The sequence below is a fragment of the Mesorhizobium helmanticense genome (assembly GCF_003034915.1).
Classification (GTDB): Bacteria; Pseudomonadota; Alphaproteobacteria; order Rhizobiales; family Rhizobiaceae; genus Mesorhizobium; species Mesorhizobium helmanticense.
Genome location: NZ_PZJX01000026.1, coordinates 79,812 through 95,331, shown reverse-complemented (window position 1 = coordinate 95,331; position 15,520 = coordinate 79,812). Strand labels below are relative to the sequence as shown.

Below are 15,520 nucleotides of genomic sequence, written 5' to 3'. Positions count from 1 at the left end.
TCGCAAAATCTATTCCGCTGCCACGCCCATGCGCATGCGTTCCATCTCGATCAGCGCGCGGCGGTATTCGACCGGCATGATCTTGCGGAATTTCGGCCGGAAAGTCGTCCAGTCGTCGAGGATCTCGCGGCCGCGCACCGAACCCGTATAGTGGACGTGGTTCGAGATCAGCTGATAGAGCCGTTCCTCGTCATGGCTGGTCATGTCGCCTGACACGTCGACGCGACCCTTGTGATCGAGGTCGCCGCCATGATGCAGCAGCTTTTCCATCAGATCGTCTTCTTCCGGAACCGGCTCCAGCTCGACCATCGCCATATTGCAGCGCTCGGCGAAATCGCCTGCCTCGTCGAGCACATAGGCGACGCCACCCGACATGCCGGCGGCGAAGTTGCGGCCGGTCTGGCCGATGACGACGACGATGCCGCCGGTCATGTACTCGCAGCCATGGTCACCGACGCCTTCGACGACGGCGGCCACGCCAGAGTTGCGCACCGCGAAACGCTCGCCGGCGACGCCGGCGAAATAGGCCTCGCCCTCGGTCGCTCCATAGAGCACCGTATTGCCGACGATGATGGATTCGGCCGCGACGATCTTGGCCTCTTCCGGCGGACGGATGACGATGCGCCCGCCCGACAGGCCCTTGCCGACATAATCGTTGCCGGCGCCGATCAGATCGAACGAGACGCCGCGCGCCAGGAAGGCGCCGAAGGATTGCCCCGCCGTGCCGGTGAGCTTGACCGAGATCGTGTCCTCGCGCAGCCCTTTGTGCTTGAAGCGCTTGGCCACTTCGCCCGATAGCATCGCACCCGCCGAGCGATCGACATTGCGGATCGGCAGCTCGATGGTAACAGGCTGCCGGCTTTCCAGCGCCGGCCTTGCCAGCTCGATCAGCTTGCGGTCGAGCACATCGTCGATCGGATGCTTCTGCCGCTCGGTCCAGTGCACAGCGTGATGCGGCGCATCCGGCTTGAAGAACATCTTGCCGAAATCGAGCCCGCGCGCCTTCCAGTGCTCGATCACGTCGCGCTTCTGCAGCAGGTCGGTGTCGCCGATGATCTGGTCGATGTGGGTGAAGCCCATTTCGGCGAGCAGTTCGCGCACCTCTTCCGCCACATAGAAGAAGAAGTTGATGACGTGCTCGGGCGTGCCCTTGAAGCGCTTGCGCAGCACCGGATCCTGCGTCGCCACACCCACCGGACAGGTGTTGAGGTGACACTTGCGCATCATGATGCAGCCGGCCGAAATCAGCGGCGCGGTCGAGAAGCCGAACTCGTCGGCGCCAAGCAGGGCGCCGATGATGACGTCGCGGCCGGTGCGCAGGCCGCCGTCGACCTGCAGCGCCACTCTGCTGCGCAAGCCGTTGAGCACCAGCGTCTGGTGTGTCTCGGCAAGGCCCATTTCCCACGGGCTGCCGGCATGCTTGAGCGAGGTCAGCGGCGAGGCGCCGGTGCCGCCATCATAGCCCGATATGGTGATGTGGTCGGCGCGCGCCTTGGCGACGCCGGCCGCGACGGTGCCGACGCCGACTTCGGACACCAGCTTGACCGAGACATCCGCCGCCGGATTGACGTTCTTCAAATCGTAGATGAGCTGCGCCAGATCCTCGATCGAATAGATGTCGTGATGCGGCGGCGGCGAGATCAGGCCGACGCCCGGCGTCGAGTGCCTGACCTTGGCGATGGTCGCATCGACCTTGTGGCCGGGCAGCTGGCCGCCCTCGCCAGGCTTGGCGCCCTGCGCGACCTTGATCTGCATCACGTCCGAATTGACCAGATACTCCGCCGTCACGCCGAACCGGCCGGAGGCGACCTGCTTGATCGCCGAGCGCTCGGGGTTCTTGCCGCCGCCCGGCAGCGGCAGATAACGGTCGGCCTCTTCGCCGCCCTCGCCGGTGTTCGACTTGCCGCCGATAGCATTCATGGCGCGCGCCAGTGTGGTATGCGCCTCCCGGGAGATCGAGCCGAAGGACATCGCCCCTGTCGAGAACCGCTTGACGATGTCGGCCGCCGGCATGACCTCGTCGAACGCGACCTTCTTGCGGCCGGTCTCATCCGCGAGCTTGATCTTGAACAGGCCGCGAATGGTCTGGGCGCGGGCCGTCGCACTGTCGATCTGGGCGGAATATTCCTTGAAGGTTTCCCACGAGCCCTGGCGCACGGCATGCTGCAAGGTGGCAACCGCATCGGGCGACCACATATGCGCCTCGCCGCGCATGCGGAACATGTATTCGCCGCCGACCTCGAGGCTGTTGCGCAGCACCGGGTCGTTGCCAAAACCGTCGGAGTGGCGGCGGACCGTCTCTTCCGCGATCTCGTCCAGCCCGACGCCCTCGATCAGCGTCGCAGTGCCGGTGAAATACTGCTGCACGAAATCCGACTTCAGTCCGATGGCGTCGAATATCTGCGCGCCGCAATAGGACTGGTAGGTCGAGATGCCCATCTTGGACATCACCTTGAGAATGCCCTTGCCGATCGACTTGATGTAGCGGGAGACGACTTCATAGGCGTCGACCTCGGCCGGCAATTCGCCACGCTTGTGCATGTCGAGCAGCGTGTCGAAGGCGAGATAGGGATTGATCGCTTCGGCGCCGTAGCCGGCGAGGCAGCAGAAATGATGCACCTCGCGCGGCTCGCCGGATTCCACCACGAGCCCGACCGAGGTGCGTAGCCCCTTGCGTATCAGGTGGTGATGCACCGCGGCCGTCGCCAGCAGCGCCGGTATGGCGATGCGGTCCGGCCCGAGCTGGCGGTCGGATAGGATGATGATGTTGTAGCCGCCGGCGACCGCTGCCTCGGAGCGCTCGCACAGCCGGTCGATGGCGCCCTGCATGCCGGCCGCGCCCTCGTTCGAGCCATAGGTGATGTCGATCGTCTTGGTGTCGAAACGATCCTCGGTATGGCCGATGGAGCGGATCTTTTCGAGATCGCCATTGGTCAGGATCGGCTGGCGCACTTCGAGCCGCTTGCGGCGCGAATTGCCGACGAGGTCGAAGATGTTCGGCCGCGGCCCGATGAAGGAAACCAAGCTCATCACCAGCTCCTCGCGGATCGGATCGATCGGCGGATTGGTGACCTGGGCGAAGTTCTGCTTGAAATAGGTGTAGAGCAGCTTCGACTTGTCCGACATCGCCGAAATCGGCGTATCGGTGCCCATCGATCCAACCGCTTCCTGGCCGGTCGTCGCCATCGGCGACATCAAAAGCTTGGTGTCTTCCTGGCTGTAGCCGAAGGCCTGCTGGCGATCGAGCAGCGAGACATCCTTGCGCAGCGCGCGCGGCTCGACCGGCTTCAGATCTTCCAGGATAAGCTGCGTATTGGCGAGCCAGCTCTTGTAGGGGTGCTTGGTCGCGATCTCCGACTTGATCTCCTCGTCGGAGATGATGCGGCCCTTCTCCAGGTCGATCAAAAGCATGCGGCCGGGTTGCAGCCGCCACTTCTTGACGATCCGCTCCTCCGGCACCGGCAGCACGCCGGCCTCGGAAGCCATGATGACACGGTCGTCATCGGTGACGATGTAGCGCGCCGGACGAAGTCCGTTGCGGTCGAGCGTAGCGCCGATCTGGCGGCCATCGGTGAAGACAACCGCCGCTGGCCCGTCCCACGGCTCCATCAGCGCCGCATGGTATTCGTAGAAGGCCTTGCGATCGGCATCCATCAGCTTGTTGCCGGCCCAGGCTTCTGGGATCAGCATCATCATGGCGTGGCTGAGCCTGTACCCGCCCTGGAACAGGAATTCGAGCGCATTGTCGAAGCATGCGGTGTCGGACTGGCCGTCATAGGAAATCGGCCAGAGCTTCGAGATGTTGTTGCCGAACAGTTCGGAATCGACGGATGCCTGACGCGCCGCCATCCAGTTGTTGTTGCCGCGCACGGTATTGATCTCGCCATTGTGGGCGACCATGCGATAGGGATGCGCCAGCTTCCACGACGGGAAAGTGTTGGTCGAAAAGCGCTGGTGGACCAGGATCAGCGCCGTCTCGAAGCGCGGATCGGTCAGGTCCTTGTAATAGGCGCCGACCTGATAGGCCAGGAACATCCCCTTGTAGACGATGGTACGCGCCGACAGCGACACGCAGTAGGAACCGATGTCCTTGTTGTCGTTCTCGGCGTAGATGCGGCCCGATATGACCTTGCGCAGCAGATAGAGCCTGGCCTCGTATTCCTCGTCATCGGTAATGTCGGTCGTGCGCCCGATGAAGACCTGCCGATGGTACGGCTCGGACGCGACGATATCCGGAGCCTTCGACAGGGACGAATTGTCGACGGGTACGTCACGGAAACCGATCAGCGGAAGTCCCTCGGACTGCGCCGATTCGGCGATGATGTCCTCGATATGGGCGCGAAGCGCCGCGTCCTGCGGCATGAACCAGTGGCCGACGCCGTATTGACCCGCTGGCGGCAGTTCGATGCCCTGGGCCGCCATTTCCTCGCGGAAGAAACGGTCGGGAAGCTGCACCAGCACGCCGGCGCCATCGCCGACGAGCGGATCGGCGCCGACGGCGCCGCGATGCGTCAGGTTTTCAAGCACGGCAAGTCCGTCCTTGACGATCTGATGCGACTTGACGCCTTTCATGTTGACGATGAAGCCGACGCCGCAGGCATCATGCTCGTTGCGCGGATCGTAAAGGCCCTGGGCGGCGAAGCCGTTGGCGGTTCGCCCAATTTTGGTCAGGCCAGTGGTGATGGACGTATTCTTGACGGCTGCCGCGTTCGTCTGCGCGGCCTGGCCGTTGATCGCAGATGGCGTCAATTCCGTCATCATCCTGTCCTCCATTCGGCGCCCTCTGGGCGCTGGTTTGCGTCGGGAAGCGCATGGCTCCCCTCCATCCTTGCGGCACGTCTTGCGAAATCCTTGCCGAACCATGCGGCTTTCCGCATGCATCGCATATGGTATTCGTACAGGCCAGAGCCGGACCGTCTACCTGTCGCTCGCGGCAATAGCCGGAGAGGCCAATGATACGCCACTCCAGCCTGATTTGTGCGACAAAATAAGACAGCACTACTGTCCTAAATTTTTATGACAGAAATCCTGGACGCGCACAAGACCGATTCACAAAAAACTTGGCCGTTCGGCGACAGAAAATTACGTGGAGGCGAAGGAAAACGTAAGCTTCAGTCGTCAGCCGCTGGCTGCCGGACAGGCTGGCTTTAACGGTTTTCCGACGTCTGGCCTCTTGCGGTCGGCCTGTGAAACCGGTCAACTTCATGCAGATTTCCCCAAAACACAGGCAGATGCATGTTCTTCGCTTCCGACAATTGGGCAGGCGCCCATCCCAATATCGTTGCCGGCCTGTCGGGCGCAGCCGGCGGCTTTTCCACCGCCTATGGCGACGGTGCGCTCGACCAGGCGGTTTATCAACGCTTCAGCGAGATTTTCGAACGCGAGGTTGCGGTGTTCTTCGTGGCGACCGGCACCGCCGCCAATTCACTGTCGCTGACCACCTACAACAAACCGGGGGGCATTTCCTTCTGCCATCGCGAATCGCATGTCATCGAGGATGAATGCGGCGCGCCGGAATATTTTAGCGGCGGCTCGCGGCTCTGTGCCATCGACGGTGCTCTTGGCAAGATCGACCCGCACAATCTGGAAAACACGATTGGCCGTTACGCACCGGAAATCGTCCATTGGGGACGGCCGATGGCGGTTTCGATTACCCAGTCGACCGAGGTTGGTACCGTCTACACGTTGGACGAGATCGACAAGATTTCGGCGATCGCCAGGCATTACAAGGTGCCGGTGCATATGGACGGCGCCCGTTTTGCCAATGCGCTGGTCGCGCTGGATACGACGCCGGCGGAAATGACCTGGAAGCGCGGCGTCGATATCCTCTCCTTCGGCGGCACCAAGAACGGCTGCTGGTGTGCCGAAGCGATCGTGCTCTTCGATCTTGACCGCGCCGGGGAACTGGCCTTCCTGCGCAAGCGCGCAGCGCAATTGTTCTCGAAATCGCGTTTTGTCGCGGCACAGTTCGACGCTTATTTCAAAGATGGCCTGTGGCTTGACACGGCTCGGCATGCCAACGCCATGGCGGCTCGGCTTGCGGCGGCGATCGAGGATTCTTCATCCGCTAGTCTGGCCTGGCTGCCACAAGCCAACGAGGTCTTCGCGGTGATGAAAAAGGCCGAGGTCGAGAGGTTGCAAGCGGCGGGAGCCGCCTTCTATGACTGGCACAGGCCGCTTGGTTTCGACGGCCATATAGGTGAGGACGAAGCGCTCTATCGCTTCGTCACCAGCTTTGCCACAACCGACAAGGACCTTGCGCAATTCGAGGCGCTGATAGCGGCATGATCCGGCAAACACGGAATCCAAGAACCGAAAGCGCGCCGCATGAATCCATCCAGATGCGACGCGCACATCTAGGCCAGGAAAGGCCGCGCCAGCAGTTCAAGGCCAAGCAGCATCAGCAGGATCAAAAACCAGCGCCGGAAGGTCGCCGGGCTGATCCGCTGCCTGAGCAGTTGGCCGAGCCACATGCCGAGCAAAGCCGGCACGACGGCCAGCGACGACAGCGCCATATGCTCGACCCGGAAGGCTCCATGCGAGCCAAGGCCGGCGGCCAGCGCGATTGTGGACACGGTGAACGATAGGCCGAGCGCCTGGATGAGGTCGTCCCGGCTCAGCCCCAGCGCCTGGATGTAGGGCACGGCTGGAACCACGAAGACCCCTGTGCCGCCGGTGACAAGGCCTGTGAGAAAACCGATGACAGGTGACGACCAGCGTTCAATCCCCGAGGGAATACTGAGTTGTCGCGCCAGCAAGGTGTAGACGGCATAGAGCACCAGGGCGGCACCCAGGCCGGTCGTCGTCCATTTGACATTGTCGCTGGCCAGCAGCCATGAGCCAGCCAGCGTGCCGATTGTGATGCCGGCCATCATCAGCCAGAGCCGGCGCAGGATCGACGCGAAGCTCGGCCCGGCCAGCAACTGCCAGACATTGGTGACGAAGGAGGGAACGATCAGCAGCGAGGCGGCGGTGACAGGCGGCATGACCGTGCCCAGCAGTCCCATCGCCAGCGTCGGCAGGCCCATGCCGGTGACCCCCTTGACGATGCCGGCCAGCAGGAAGGTGACGGCGACGGTACCTGTCAGCACCAGGGAAAAATCAGACATCGCCCTTCATGATCAGGCAAGGGCTGCCGTGAAAGGGCCAGTACCATCGGTTGGGGGTGGCACAGGCACCAGGGCAAACAAGAAGCGACGCCTTCCGGCGCCGCTTCTCAGAGACTTTACACTCAACCGCGATTAGGCAGCGGTCTTGGCCTCGATCTGCTTGGCCTTGCCCGAAGACGCGGTAATCGCGATCTTGCGCGGCTTCAGCTCCTCGGGGATGTTGCGCTTGAGGTCGACGAAGAGCAGGCCGTTCTTCAGCGTGGCGCCGACGACATCGACGTGGTCGGCAAGCTGGAAGCGGCGCTCGAAGGCGCGCGAAGCGATACCGCGGTAGAGCAGCTCGGAACCTTCGCCATTGCCCTCTTCCTTGCGCTCGCCCTTGACGGTCAGCACATTGCGGTGGGCCTCGATCGAGATTTCCTCGTCCGAGAAACCGGCGACAGCCATCGAGATGCGGTAGGAATCCTCACCGGTACGCTCGATGTTGTAGGGCGGATAGGTCTGCGCGCCGTCGGGCTGCGCAAGCGAATCGAGCATGGTGAACAGCCGGTCGAAGCCGACGGTCGAACGATAAAGCGGGGAAAAATCAACGTGACGCATGGTGTGTTCTCCTGTTGAGCAACATGGTTTGCGTATGGCCGGTGCGAAACCCGTTGAGGCGTTTCGAGTGGGCCAGCGGCCCCAACATTGGCGGCCGCATCCGACATTTGGGGAGCAGGCAGGAGCATTTCAAGATTTTCCTGCCGGCGAAAAACCGCTGGGTTTCGAGCCTTGATGAACGGCAGATGAACCGAGGCTTCGGCGGACGTTCAGCTAGGCAGAGCTAGATTGTTTTCCAGGATCAAGAAACAGCGGCAACCGGATGCGGTGCCGCGACGAGGCCGAACCGGGTGTAACGTCCCTTCCTCCCGGATCGACAGAGGCCGGAAGCCCGCCGCAGGCTGCTTCCGGCCTCATTCGTTGCCTTTCCATCTCCCCGCAACGCCTTTGCTTTTGGTGCATGGCCGTCTATCACCATGCCGACGTCTCGGCAGGATCGGCCGGGACAGCAAACAACGAAGCGCCGAATGACGGACCTCTTCCACGAAATTCCGGGCAATCCGATACCGGAAAATGCGTCCGGCGGCTTCTTCACCGCACGCGACGGCAAGAAAATCCGCTATGGCCTGTTTGCCGCCACCACCCGCCCGATGAAGGGCACCGTGGTGGTGCTGACCGGGCGCAACGAGTGCATCGAAAAATACTTCGAGACCATCGGCGATCTTACCGGGCGCGGCCTCGGTGTCGCCACCCTCGACTGGCGCGGCCAGGGCGATTCCGAGCGGCTGATCGGCGACCGCCAGCGCGGTTATGTCAGGAGCTTCTTCGATTATACCAGCGATCTGGAACAGTTCTTCGAGGAGATCGTGCTACCCGATTGCCGCGGGCCATATTACATATTGGCGCATTCGGCCGGCGCGGTGATCACGCTGCTTGCCGCGCCCTCGATGGTCAACCGCGTGCGGCGCATGGTGCTGATCGCGCCATTCCTGACCGTACCCGACCTGCCGGTATCGATAACGACAGTTCGCCGCGTCTGTACGCTGTTCTGTTACCTCGGCCTTGGCCGGCTCTATGCCGCCTGGGGTCCGCGGCCAAAGGAAACCGCGCCCTTTGCCACCAACAAGGTGACATCGGATCCGGAGCGGTACCGACGCAACACCTTGCTCTACGAAGCCCATCCGCAACTGGCGCTCGGCGGCCCGACGATCCGCTGGCTGAAAGCGGCAGCGGAAGCATCCGAAATCATCAGCGATCCGGACTTCATGGCCAGGATCCAGGTTCCGTTGCTGGTGATCGCCGCCGGCGCCGACCAAGTCGTCTCGACCAGGGCCGTGGAAGCCTACACCAGGCGTCTGCGTCTCGGCTCCTTGCTGATGATCGATGGCGCGCGCCATGAAATCCTTCAGGAAGCCGACCTCTACCGCGAGCAGTTCCTTGCTGCCTTCGATGCCTTCATCCCCGGAACCGACGACGCGGCTTGATCAGCCACGATCCGGCATCAGTTTACGCTTGCCCAGAGCATGATCCCGAAAAGTTGCAGACTTTTCGGACAAGATCATGCGCAAAAACAAAAACTTAGAGCAGGATGACCGACTCGATTTCAATTCATCCTGCTCTAGCGAAATCCATGATCCAGTTGGTTTCCCAGGTCTTGCCGCCATCGGGCGAAAAAGCCTGCTCCCAGCGCGCCGACTTTTCCGTCATCCGCGACCAGAGGAAACGAACCTGGATCTTGCGGCCGTCGAAAACGTCGTCGCACAGGAACGTACCGGCGCCCGCCTCGAAGCGGCCGCGCATCGGCACATCGATGCTCGAGGGGTTGCGGCCGTCGATCCACCAGATCGACCATTGTCCCGTCGCTGGATCGAAGGTCCGCACCGTAGCGGCAAGATAAGCGCCGCCGGGCAATTCAATGACATTATCGTCGACATTGCCGAGACCGCCGAGGATCCGGCGCACATCGCATGTCCCGCCGAACTCGTCCCAATTCGTATTACCCGCAAGCCGCGCTTGCAGCCTTCGATGACTGACGTCCCAGCGGCCGAAAAAGAAATCGAAGTCGGTCCGGCCGTCTGCCGGGCCATCGCCGGAACGGCCGGCTGCTGATTGCGTTGGCATGTCTTTCTCCCTCTGGTGACATCGTTCCATAGCAGAAGGCTACTGACATCCTGCTGTCAGGAGTACTGGCAATCGCCTCGGCGTTAGCCGCGCAGCGCCGCCATCGCCGCGGCATGAAGCTCCGGCGTCGCCGCGGCCACGATGTCGCCGCCCTTCTCGGCCGGTCCGCCGTCGAAGGTGGTGACGACGCCGCCGGCCTTCTCGATGATCGGGATCAGCGCGACGATATCATAGGGTTTCAGTCCGGGGTCGGCGACGATGTCGACGCTGCCCGCTGCGACCATGGCGAAAGCGTAGCAGTCAGTGCCGTAGCGGGCGAGCCGGACCGTTGTCTCGAAGCGGTCGTAACGCTGGCGCGCCTCGCCCTTGAACAGCGCCGGCGTCGTGGTGAACAGCGTCGCCTCGGCGAGATCGGTTGTCTTGCGCGTCGCCAGTTTTCGCGGTCCGCCCGGCCCCTCATAGTGGGCGCCGGAAGCATTGGCGTAGAACAGTTCGCCGGTGAAGGGTTGCGACATCATGCCGGCAACGGCATCGCCGTCGACCGTCAGCCCGACCAGAGTTCCCCACACCGGCAGGCCGGAAATGAAGGCTCGTGTGCCGTCGATCGGATCGATCACCCAGACATGCCGGCTGGATGTGTTCTCGCTGCCATGCTCCTCGCCAAGGATGCCATGATCTGGATATTCCGCCGATATCAACGCCCGGATGACCCGCTCGGCCTCGCGGTCGGCCTCGGTGACCGGATCGAAGCTGCCTGCTTCCTTGTTGACAACAGCGCCTTGGCTGCGGAAACGCGGCAAGGTCTCGGCGGCGGCGGCATCTGCAATGCGGCGCATGAAATCGATGCTGATGTCCAACTGATTCTCCCGCGTTGCAGCATGCCGGACCTGTCATTTGCCTGCGGTTTTCCGCCAAGACAAGGGCGTGCAGAGACATTTGCGCATCGACAACTGTTGCCTCAATGTCACGCAGGCGGCACCGAAATGCAATTTCCACATCAGAGTGATTTAAAAACCCGGGAGACAGCTTGACATTTGTGCAGCGCACAATAGATTTGTTCTCGAACAGGTTTTCCTGTTCATGCCCTCCTTGGGCGTTTCCTCCCTAGACTTCGACCGTGTCGTGCGAACGATGCGGTCTTTTTTTCAGGGCGGCATCCGGCGGACCAGGCGTCTTTCCCGACCAGCACTTGAAACTTTTATTTGGTCATTCTGCGGCAAGCGGAAGATCGACGAAATGGTGGTCGGGCATCGCCATCAGATCGGCCGAGAATTGTGCCAGATCGTCGGCGAGTGCGTCGAAGCCGGCGGATTTCTGGAACGTCCGCTCGTTCATGTAGAGCCCGCGATTGACCTCGATCTGCAGCGCATGGAGATGGCGCGCCGGGCGGCCATAATGCTCGGTGATGAAGCCTCCGGCATAGGGCTTGTTGTGGGCGACGGTATAGCCCATGCCGATGAGCAGGCCGATCGCCGTCTCGGTCAACGCCGGCGAGGCGGAGATGCCGAAACGATCGCCGACGATGAAGTCCGGCCGCAGCCCGTTGTCGCCGACCCGGATGCTTGCCGGCATCGAGTGGCAGTCTATCAGCACGGCATAGCCGAACCGCGCATGGGTCCTGGTCAACAGCCGTTTCAGCGTCTCGTGATAGGGCTTGTAGACGGCCTCGATGCGCGCGACCGCCTCCGCCAGCGGCAAACGGCCGGAATAGATGTCGAGCCCCTCTCCCACCAGCTTGGGCACGGTGCCCAGCCCGCCCGCCACCCGCGCCGAGCGGATGTTGCAGAAGGAGGGCACCGGTTCGGCGAACATGCGCGGATCGAGCTCCCACGGCTCGCGGTTGACGTCGAGATAGGCACGCGGGAAGTTCGCCGCCAGCATCGGCGCGCCGAGCGCGACGGCGCCGCCGAACAATTCCTCGACATAGCAATCCTCGGACCGGCGAATGGCGTTGCGGTCCAGCCGCGCCATCGCCAGGAAGCGGTCGGGATAGTAGCGGCCGCTATGCGGCGAGTTGAAGAGGAAGGGGACGCGCTGCTCGGCGCCCGACCGGATTTCGAAGGGTGGAACGACCGAAAAATCCTCGGCTGCCGTTTTCAATTTGAACGAACCCGGAAACACCAATGCATCATCATTGGAAAGTGCCATCTCACCGGGCGCATGTCCAGCATTTCAGCATCCGGGCCACCTTGTTAAATGCGGATCGCATCTGTCTTCGTTCACTTGATGTTTACCGTCACATCCTCATATACAGGATGGTTAACGGGCTTGCCCCACGGCAATCTCGGGCGGGTGATTCGGACGGGTTACAATGGCACGCATTCTATTGGCGGAAGACGACGACGATATGCGCCGGTTCCTCGTCAAGGCATTGGAGCGCGCCGGCTACCAGGTCAGCGACTTCGACAATGGCGCCAGCGCCTATGAGCGTCTGCGCGAAGAGCCTTTCTCGCTGCTGTTGACCGATATCGTCATGCCGGAGATGGACGGCATAGAGCTCGCCCGCCGCGCCACCGAGATCGATCCCGACCTCAAGGTCATGTTCATCACCGGTTTCGCAGCCGTCGCGCTCAATCCCGATTCCAAGGCGCCGAAAGACGCCAAGGTGCTGTCCAAGCCGTTCCACCTGCGCGACCTCGTCAACGAGGTCGAAAAGATGCTGCAGGCCGCCTGACGCGCTTCCCGCAGGGTTTCGGCGCGCCTTCAACGACGCGACACGGCGAGGTTTTCTTTCCCTTTTCGGGCTATTGACGCGCTGGACCAAAAATGGTGTATGCGCGGCTTCGGATGGGCGTGTAGCTCAGCGGGAGAGCACTGCATTGACATTGCAGGGGTCACAGGTTCAATCCCTGTCACGCCCACCATCCGGTTTAAAGTCATTAGGCCAGCCTGCACGATCTTGCGGTGGAACACCCAAGGGGAACATTCGTGCGCCAGCCGACAAACCGACCAGTCGACGATCTTGAAATACCTCATGAAAAAATTCGTCGTTCACCGAACGCTGATGCGAACTCCAATGCGTCCATCGTTTTCCAGATGGGAGGGTTTGGCCAGCGACTGAGGTTTTTGCCATCTGGCGAAGAATTCTGCCGTGCGACTGCCATTGTGCGTACCCTGGAAAGTCGACCTACCGGCAACCAAAGTGTTGAACCGTTCAATCGGCCACGACCCCCCATGTGTCATCCGGGTTGAAGCGGTCGATATATTTGACGATCGCCGTGGTGGCCGGGCCGAGGTCGGTCTCGTAGATGACACCGTGCTGGTTGACGGCGAAGGTCTTCACTCCCGTCTCTCCGTATTTGGCTGGCCAGGCGATGAGGCCGAAGCCGGCGATCATGTTGCCGTTGATGATATAGTCGTAAGCGCCGCCGGCTATCTGGTCGCCCTGGCCGGTCAGAATCTTGTACTTGTAGCCGAAATAGCCTTCGCCCCTGGCGGCGTCGTCGAGTTCGGACTGGTCGAGATCGCCGGCGGGGCTTTCGCCGTTGACGTCGTTGGCCGGCCAGTAGATGCCGTCGGTCGTGCCTTCCGTGCTGACGAGTTTTTGCGCGAACTCCTCGACGCCGTCCTCGTCGCGATCCAGCGATGCATAGTCCTCCTGCGCGTCGACATAGGCGCGCATCGTCTCGATCGCCGCGAGTTCATTCTCGCCGACGCGGCGGTTCACGATCTCTTCGAGCCCGTCAAAAGTATCGAAGGCCCATTTGCCGTCCTCGCCCTTGACGATCGGGAAGGGCAGCGGCCAGAGCTTCTCGCCGACCATGACCGTGCGGCGGCTACCTTCGCCGCTGAGCGACAACTGCTTGGCGGCGCCCTCCCTGATCGCGGCGAGCGCATCGTCGGTATTCTTGTCGGCCTTGAGTTTTGCCGCGTCGAGGCCGAGCACACCGGCCACGGCGTCGCTGCCCTCCGCCGCCAGCGCCTGTTTGAATGCCCCCAATGCCGCCTCAGGCGTTTCGAAGGCCGGCGGTTCGGTCGCCGCCGCAAACGATTCGATCTCCGGGACGGCGACGTCCGGCGTCGCCGCCATCTGCGACTCCTGCGCGTAGGCGAGCGGTGGCAGAGAGAGCGCGAGGCCAAAGACGATCGCGGCGGTGCAAACGCTTTCACGAAGGCCCATGAAACGGGCAGTGCTGAATATCCTGGTCATTATCGCTATCCTCCCGTTGTCTTAACGCCGGCGCCCGCCGCCACCGCCGCCGCCACTGGGGCGCCTGATCTGCTTGTGGCCACCGCCGCCGCGATTGCCCCCACCCATCGACTTGTGGCCACGGTTGGAACTAACCTTGGTCGACTTGCCGCGAGCTGGATTGCCAAGGCCGGACGGCTTCTTCGGCCGGTTGTCGACCTTGTGGGCAGGTTTCGGCTTGCCAGCCGGGCGCGTGGCCTTTGCCGGCGTCGTGGCAGGACGGTTGGCGGTGGGTTTGGCAGCCGGGCGATCCACATTCGCTTTGGTGGCCGGCCTGGTTGCAGCTTGGCCGCCCTGGCCCTTCAGCCCGTCGAGCGTGCTCTTGCGGACATCCCTGGTTCCGGACGTCTTGCCCGGTCCCCTGTTGGCGACCTGGTCCCGCTTCTTGATATCCTTGGCGCGATCTCGGATGGCGTTGTCGCCGTTCGCCTTGACCTTGTTCTTGATCTCGCTGCGGTCGAACTTGTTCAACTGATCGCGATCGATGTTGATCTTGTCGCGGTCGACATTCCTCCAGTCGACATCGTTGAAGTTGACCTTGCCGTTGAAGTTGCGGTTGTTGAAGCAGTTGTTGCAATCGATGTCGATGTCGCCACCGTCCCAGCGGCCGCCCCAGACGCCCCAGTCGTCCCAATCGACGGCGGCAGCCCAGATGGCCCCTGTCACAGCTCCGGCAAAGAACGTCGCCCCTGGATACCAGTAATATGGATACGGCTCGGGATAGTAGCGGATCGGCTCCCACGCATAGCCGGGCTCGTAGAGCATCTCCGGCGGATACTGAGGGACGTAGATCACCTCCGGGCTGGCAGACTTTATGACGACGTTGTCGTTCTCCTCGACCACCTGGATCTTGTCGTCGGTCTTGATCACACCCTTGGCAACCGCCTCATCGCGCAACTGCTGGATGGCGATCAGCACGTCCTTCTGCTGATATGCGATGGCGTCCCCGAGTGCTTGCGTCCATTCGAGGTCGTCGCTCATCATTGTGACGACTTCGGGATAGTTCAACAGCGACACGACAGAACCGTCCCAGCTCTCCTTAGGCTTCAGGCTCTTGTCCTTCTCGTACTTGTCGAGATACCGAGCGCCCTCGACAATCTGCAGGGGAAAAAGTGCTGCTGCCGTAATCACCGCCACAAGCTCGTCCGGATAGAGCGCGATGCGTGCCACTAGAACCTCCATCTCGTCGGCACTCAAAGGCTCGGGCGACAACCCGGCCGCATTCGCTGCATCAGCGGCCGCCACCTGCTCTTGTGCAATGGCTGGTGCTGTGGGGAGCGCCGACAGGGCTAGGAGCACGACTGCGGTGGCCGCCCCCAAGACACCACTACCCATCATTTTATCCTCCCGTTTGCAATCGCGTTGGCGGGCCCGCCCTTTTGCTACTGACCCGAAACTATGCGGCGTTGGGTGAAGCCTCTTTGATCTGGCGCAAAGAACCGCAGGTTTGTTCTCGTACTGCGTGCCTCTAGTCTAAGCGAACCGCGCCGCCCTTCGTTGGCGCCGCCGTAAAAATGGCCGACGCCCTGCAACAACCAGGCCGCTGAACCGAACAGAGCAC

At 62.0% G+C, this 15,520-nt stretch carries 11 protein-coding genes and 1 tRNA gene; 4 read left to right on the top strand and 8 right to left on the bottom strand.

Annotation, left to right across the window (positions count from 1 at the left end; translation table 11 throughout):
- Nucleotides 1-9 precede the first annotated feature (9 nt).
- Nucleotides 10-4,758, bottom strand: a complete 4,749-nt coding sequence (gltB, locus tag C9427_RS12955) for a glutamate synthase large subunit (RefSeq protein ID WP_107649653.1) — start codon at nucleotides 4,756-4,758, stop codon at nucleotides 10-12.
- A gap of 477 nt (nucleotides 4,759-5,235) precedes the next feature.
- On the opposite strand from gltB, the gene C9427_RS12950 reads away from it, so the two are divergent.
- On the top strand, nucleotides 5,236-6,288 hold the full coding sequence (locus C9427_RS12950) for a threonine aldolase family protein (RefSeq protein ID WP_107649558.1): 1,053 nt from the start codon (nucleotides 5,236-5,238) through the stop codon (nucleotides 6,286-6,288).
- A 68-nt stretch (nucleotides 6,289-6,356) separates the two neighbouring features.
- Here C9427_RS12950 and C9427_RS12945 read toward each other — a convergent pair whose 3' ends face one another.
- Nucleotides 6,357-7,109 (bottom strand): sulfite exporter TauE/SafE family protein, encoded by a 753-nt coding sequence (locus tag C9427_RS12945; RefSeq protein ID WP_107649557.1) that lies wholly within the window; start codon nucleotides 7,107-7,109, stop codon nucleotides 6,357-6,359.
- A 132-nt stretch (nucleotides 7,110-7,241) separates the two neighbouring features.
- Nucleotides 7,242-7,709 (bottom strand): Hsp20 family protein, encoded by a 468-nt coding sequence (locus C9427_RS12940; RefSeq protein WP_107649556.1) that lies wholly within the window; start codon nucleotides 7,707-7,709, stop codon nucleotides 7,242-7,244.
- Nucleotides 7,710-8,176: 467 nt separating this feature from the next.
- Here C9427_RS12940 and C9427_RS12935 point away from each other — a divergent pair, with 467 nt between their 5' ends.
- On the top strand, nucleotides 8,177-9,133 hold the full coding sequence (locus tag C9427_RS12935) for an alpha/beta fold hydrolase (RefSeq protein ID WP_107649555.1): 957 nt from the start codon (nucleotides 8,177-8,179) through the stop codon (nucleotides 9,131-9,133).
- Nucleotides 9,134-9,257: 124 nt separating this feature from the next.
- Here C9427_RS12935 and C9427_RS12930 read toward each other — a convergent pair whose 3' ends face one another.
- From C9427_RS12930 to C9427_RS12920, 3 genes are all read right to left on the bottom strand, one after another.
- A complete protein-coding gene (locus C9427_RS12930) occupies nucleotides 9,258-9,770 on the bottom strand; it encodes a DUF1579 domain-containing protein (RefSeq protein ID WP_107649554.1) in 513 nt (170 codons plus the stop codon).
- Nucleotides 9,771-9,853: 83 nt separating this feature from the next.
- The gene (hisN, locus tag C9427_RS12925) at nucleotides 9,854-10,627 is read right to left on the bottom strand and encodes a histidinol-phosphatase (protein ID WP_107649553.1); all 774 of its coding nucleotides are present in this window, start codon (nucleotides 10,625-10,627) and stop codon (nucleotides 9,854-9,856) included.
- Between the two features lie 349 nt (nucleotides 10,628-10,976).
- Nucleotides 10,977-11,918, bottom strand: a complete 942-nt coding sequence (locus tag C9427_RS12920; protein WP_107649552.1) for an N-formylglutamate amidohydrolase — start codon at nucleotides 11,916-11,918, stop codon at nucleotides 10,977-10,979.
- A 163-nt stretch (nucleotides 11,919-12,081) separates the two neighbouring features.
- Between C9427_RS12920 and cpdR the strand changes: the two genes are divergently transcribed.
- Together cpdR and C9427_RS12910 are read left to right on the top strand one after the other, a co-directional pair.
- On the top strand, nucleotides 12,082-12,444 hold the full coding sequence (gene cpdR / locus C9427_RS12915; RefSeq protein WP_006199474.1) for a cell cycle two-component system response regulator CpdR: 363 nt from the start codon (nucleotides 12,082-12,084) through the stop codon (nucleotides 12,442-12,444).
- A 115-nt stretch (nucleotides 12,445-12,559) separates the two neighbouring features.
- Nucleotides 12,560-12,634: transfer RNA gene (locus tag C9427_RS12910), tRNA-Val, on the top strand.
- A gap of 290 nt (nucleotides 12,635-12,924) precedes the next feature.
- Here the strand turns inward: C9427_RS12910 and C9427_RS12905 are convergent.
- Nucleotides 12,925-13,890: a DUF2950 family protein gene (locus C9427_RS12905; RefSeq protein WP_107649551.1), complete on the bottom strand. Its 966-nt coding sequence runs from the start codon at nucleotides 13,888-13,890 to the stop codon at nucleotides 12,925-12,927.
- A gap of 51 nt (nucleotides 13,891-13,941) precedes the next feature.
- Nucleotides 13,942-15,297 (bottom strand): DUF3300 domain-containing protein, encoded by a 1,356-nt coding sequence (locus C9427_RS12900; RefSeq protein ID WP_107649550.1) that lies wholly within the window; start codon nucleotides 15,295-15,297, stop codon nucleotides 13,942-13,944.
- Between the last annotated feature and the right edge of the window lie 223 nt (nucleotides 15,298-15,520).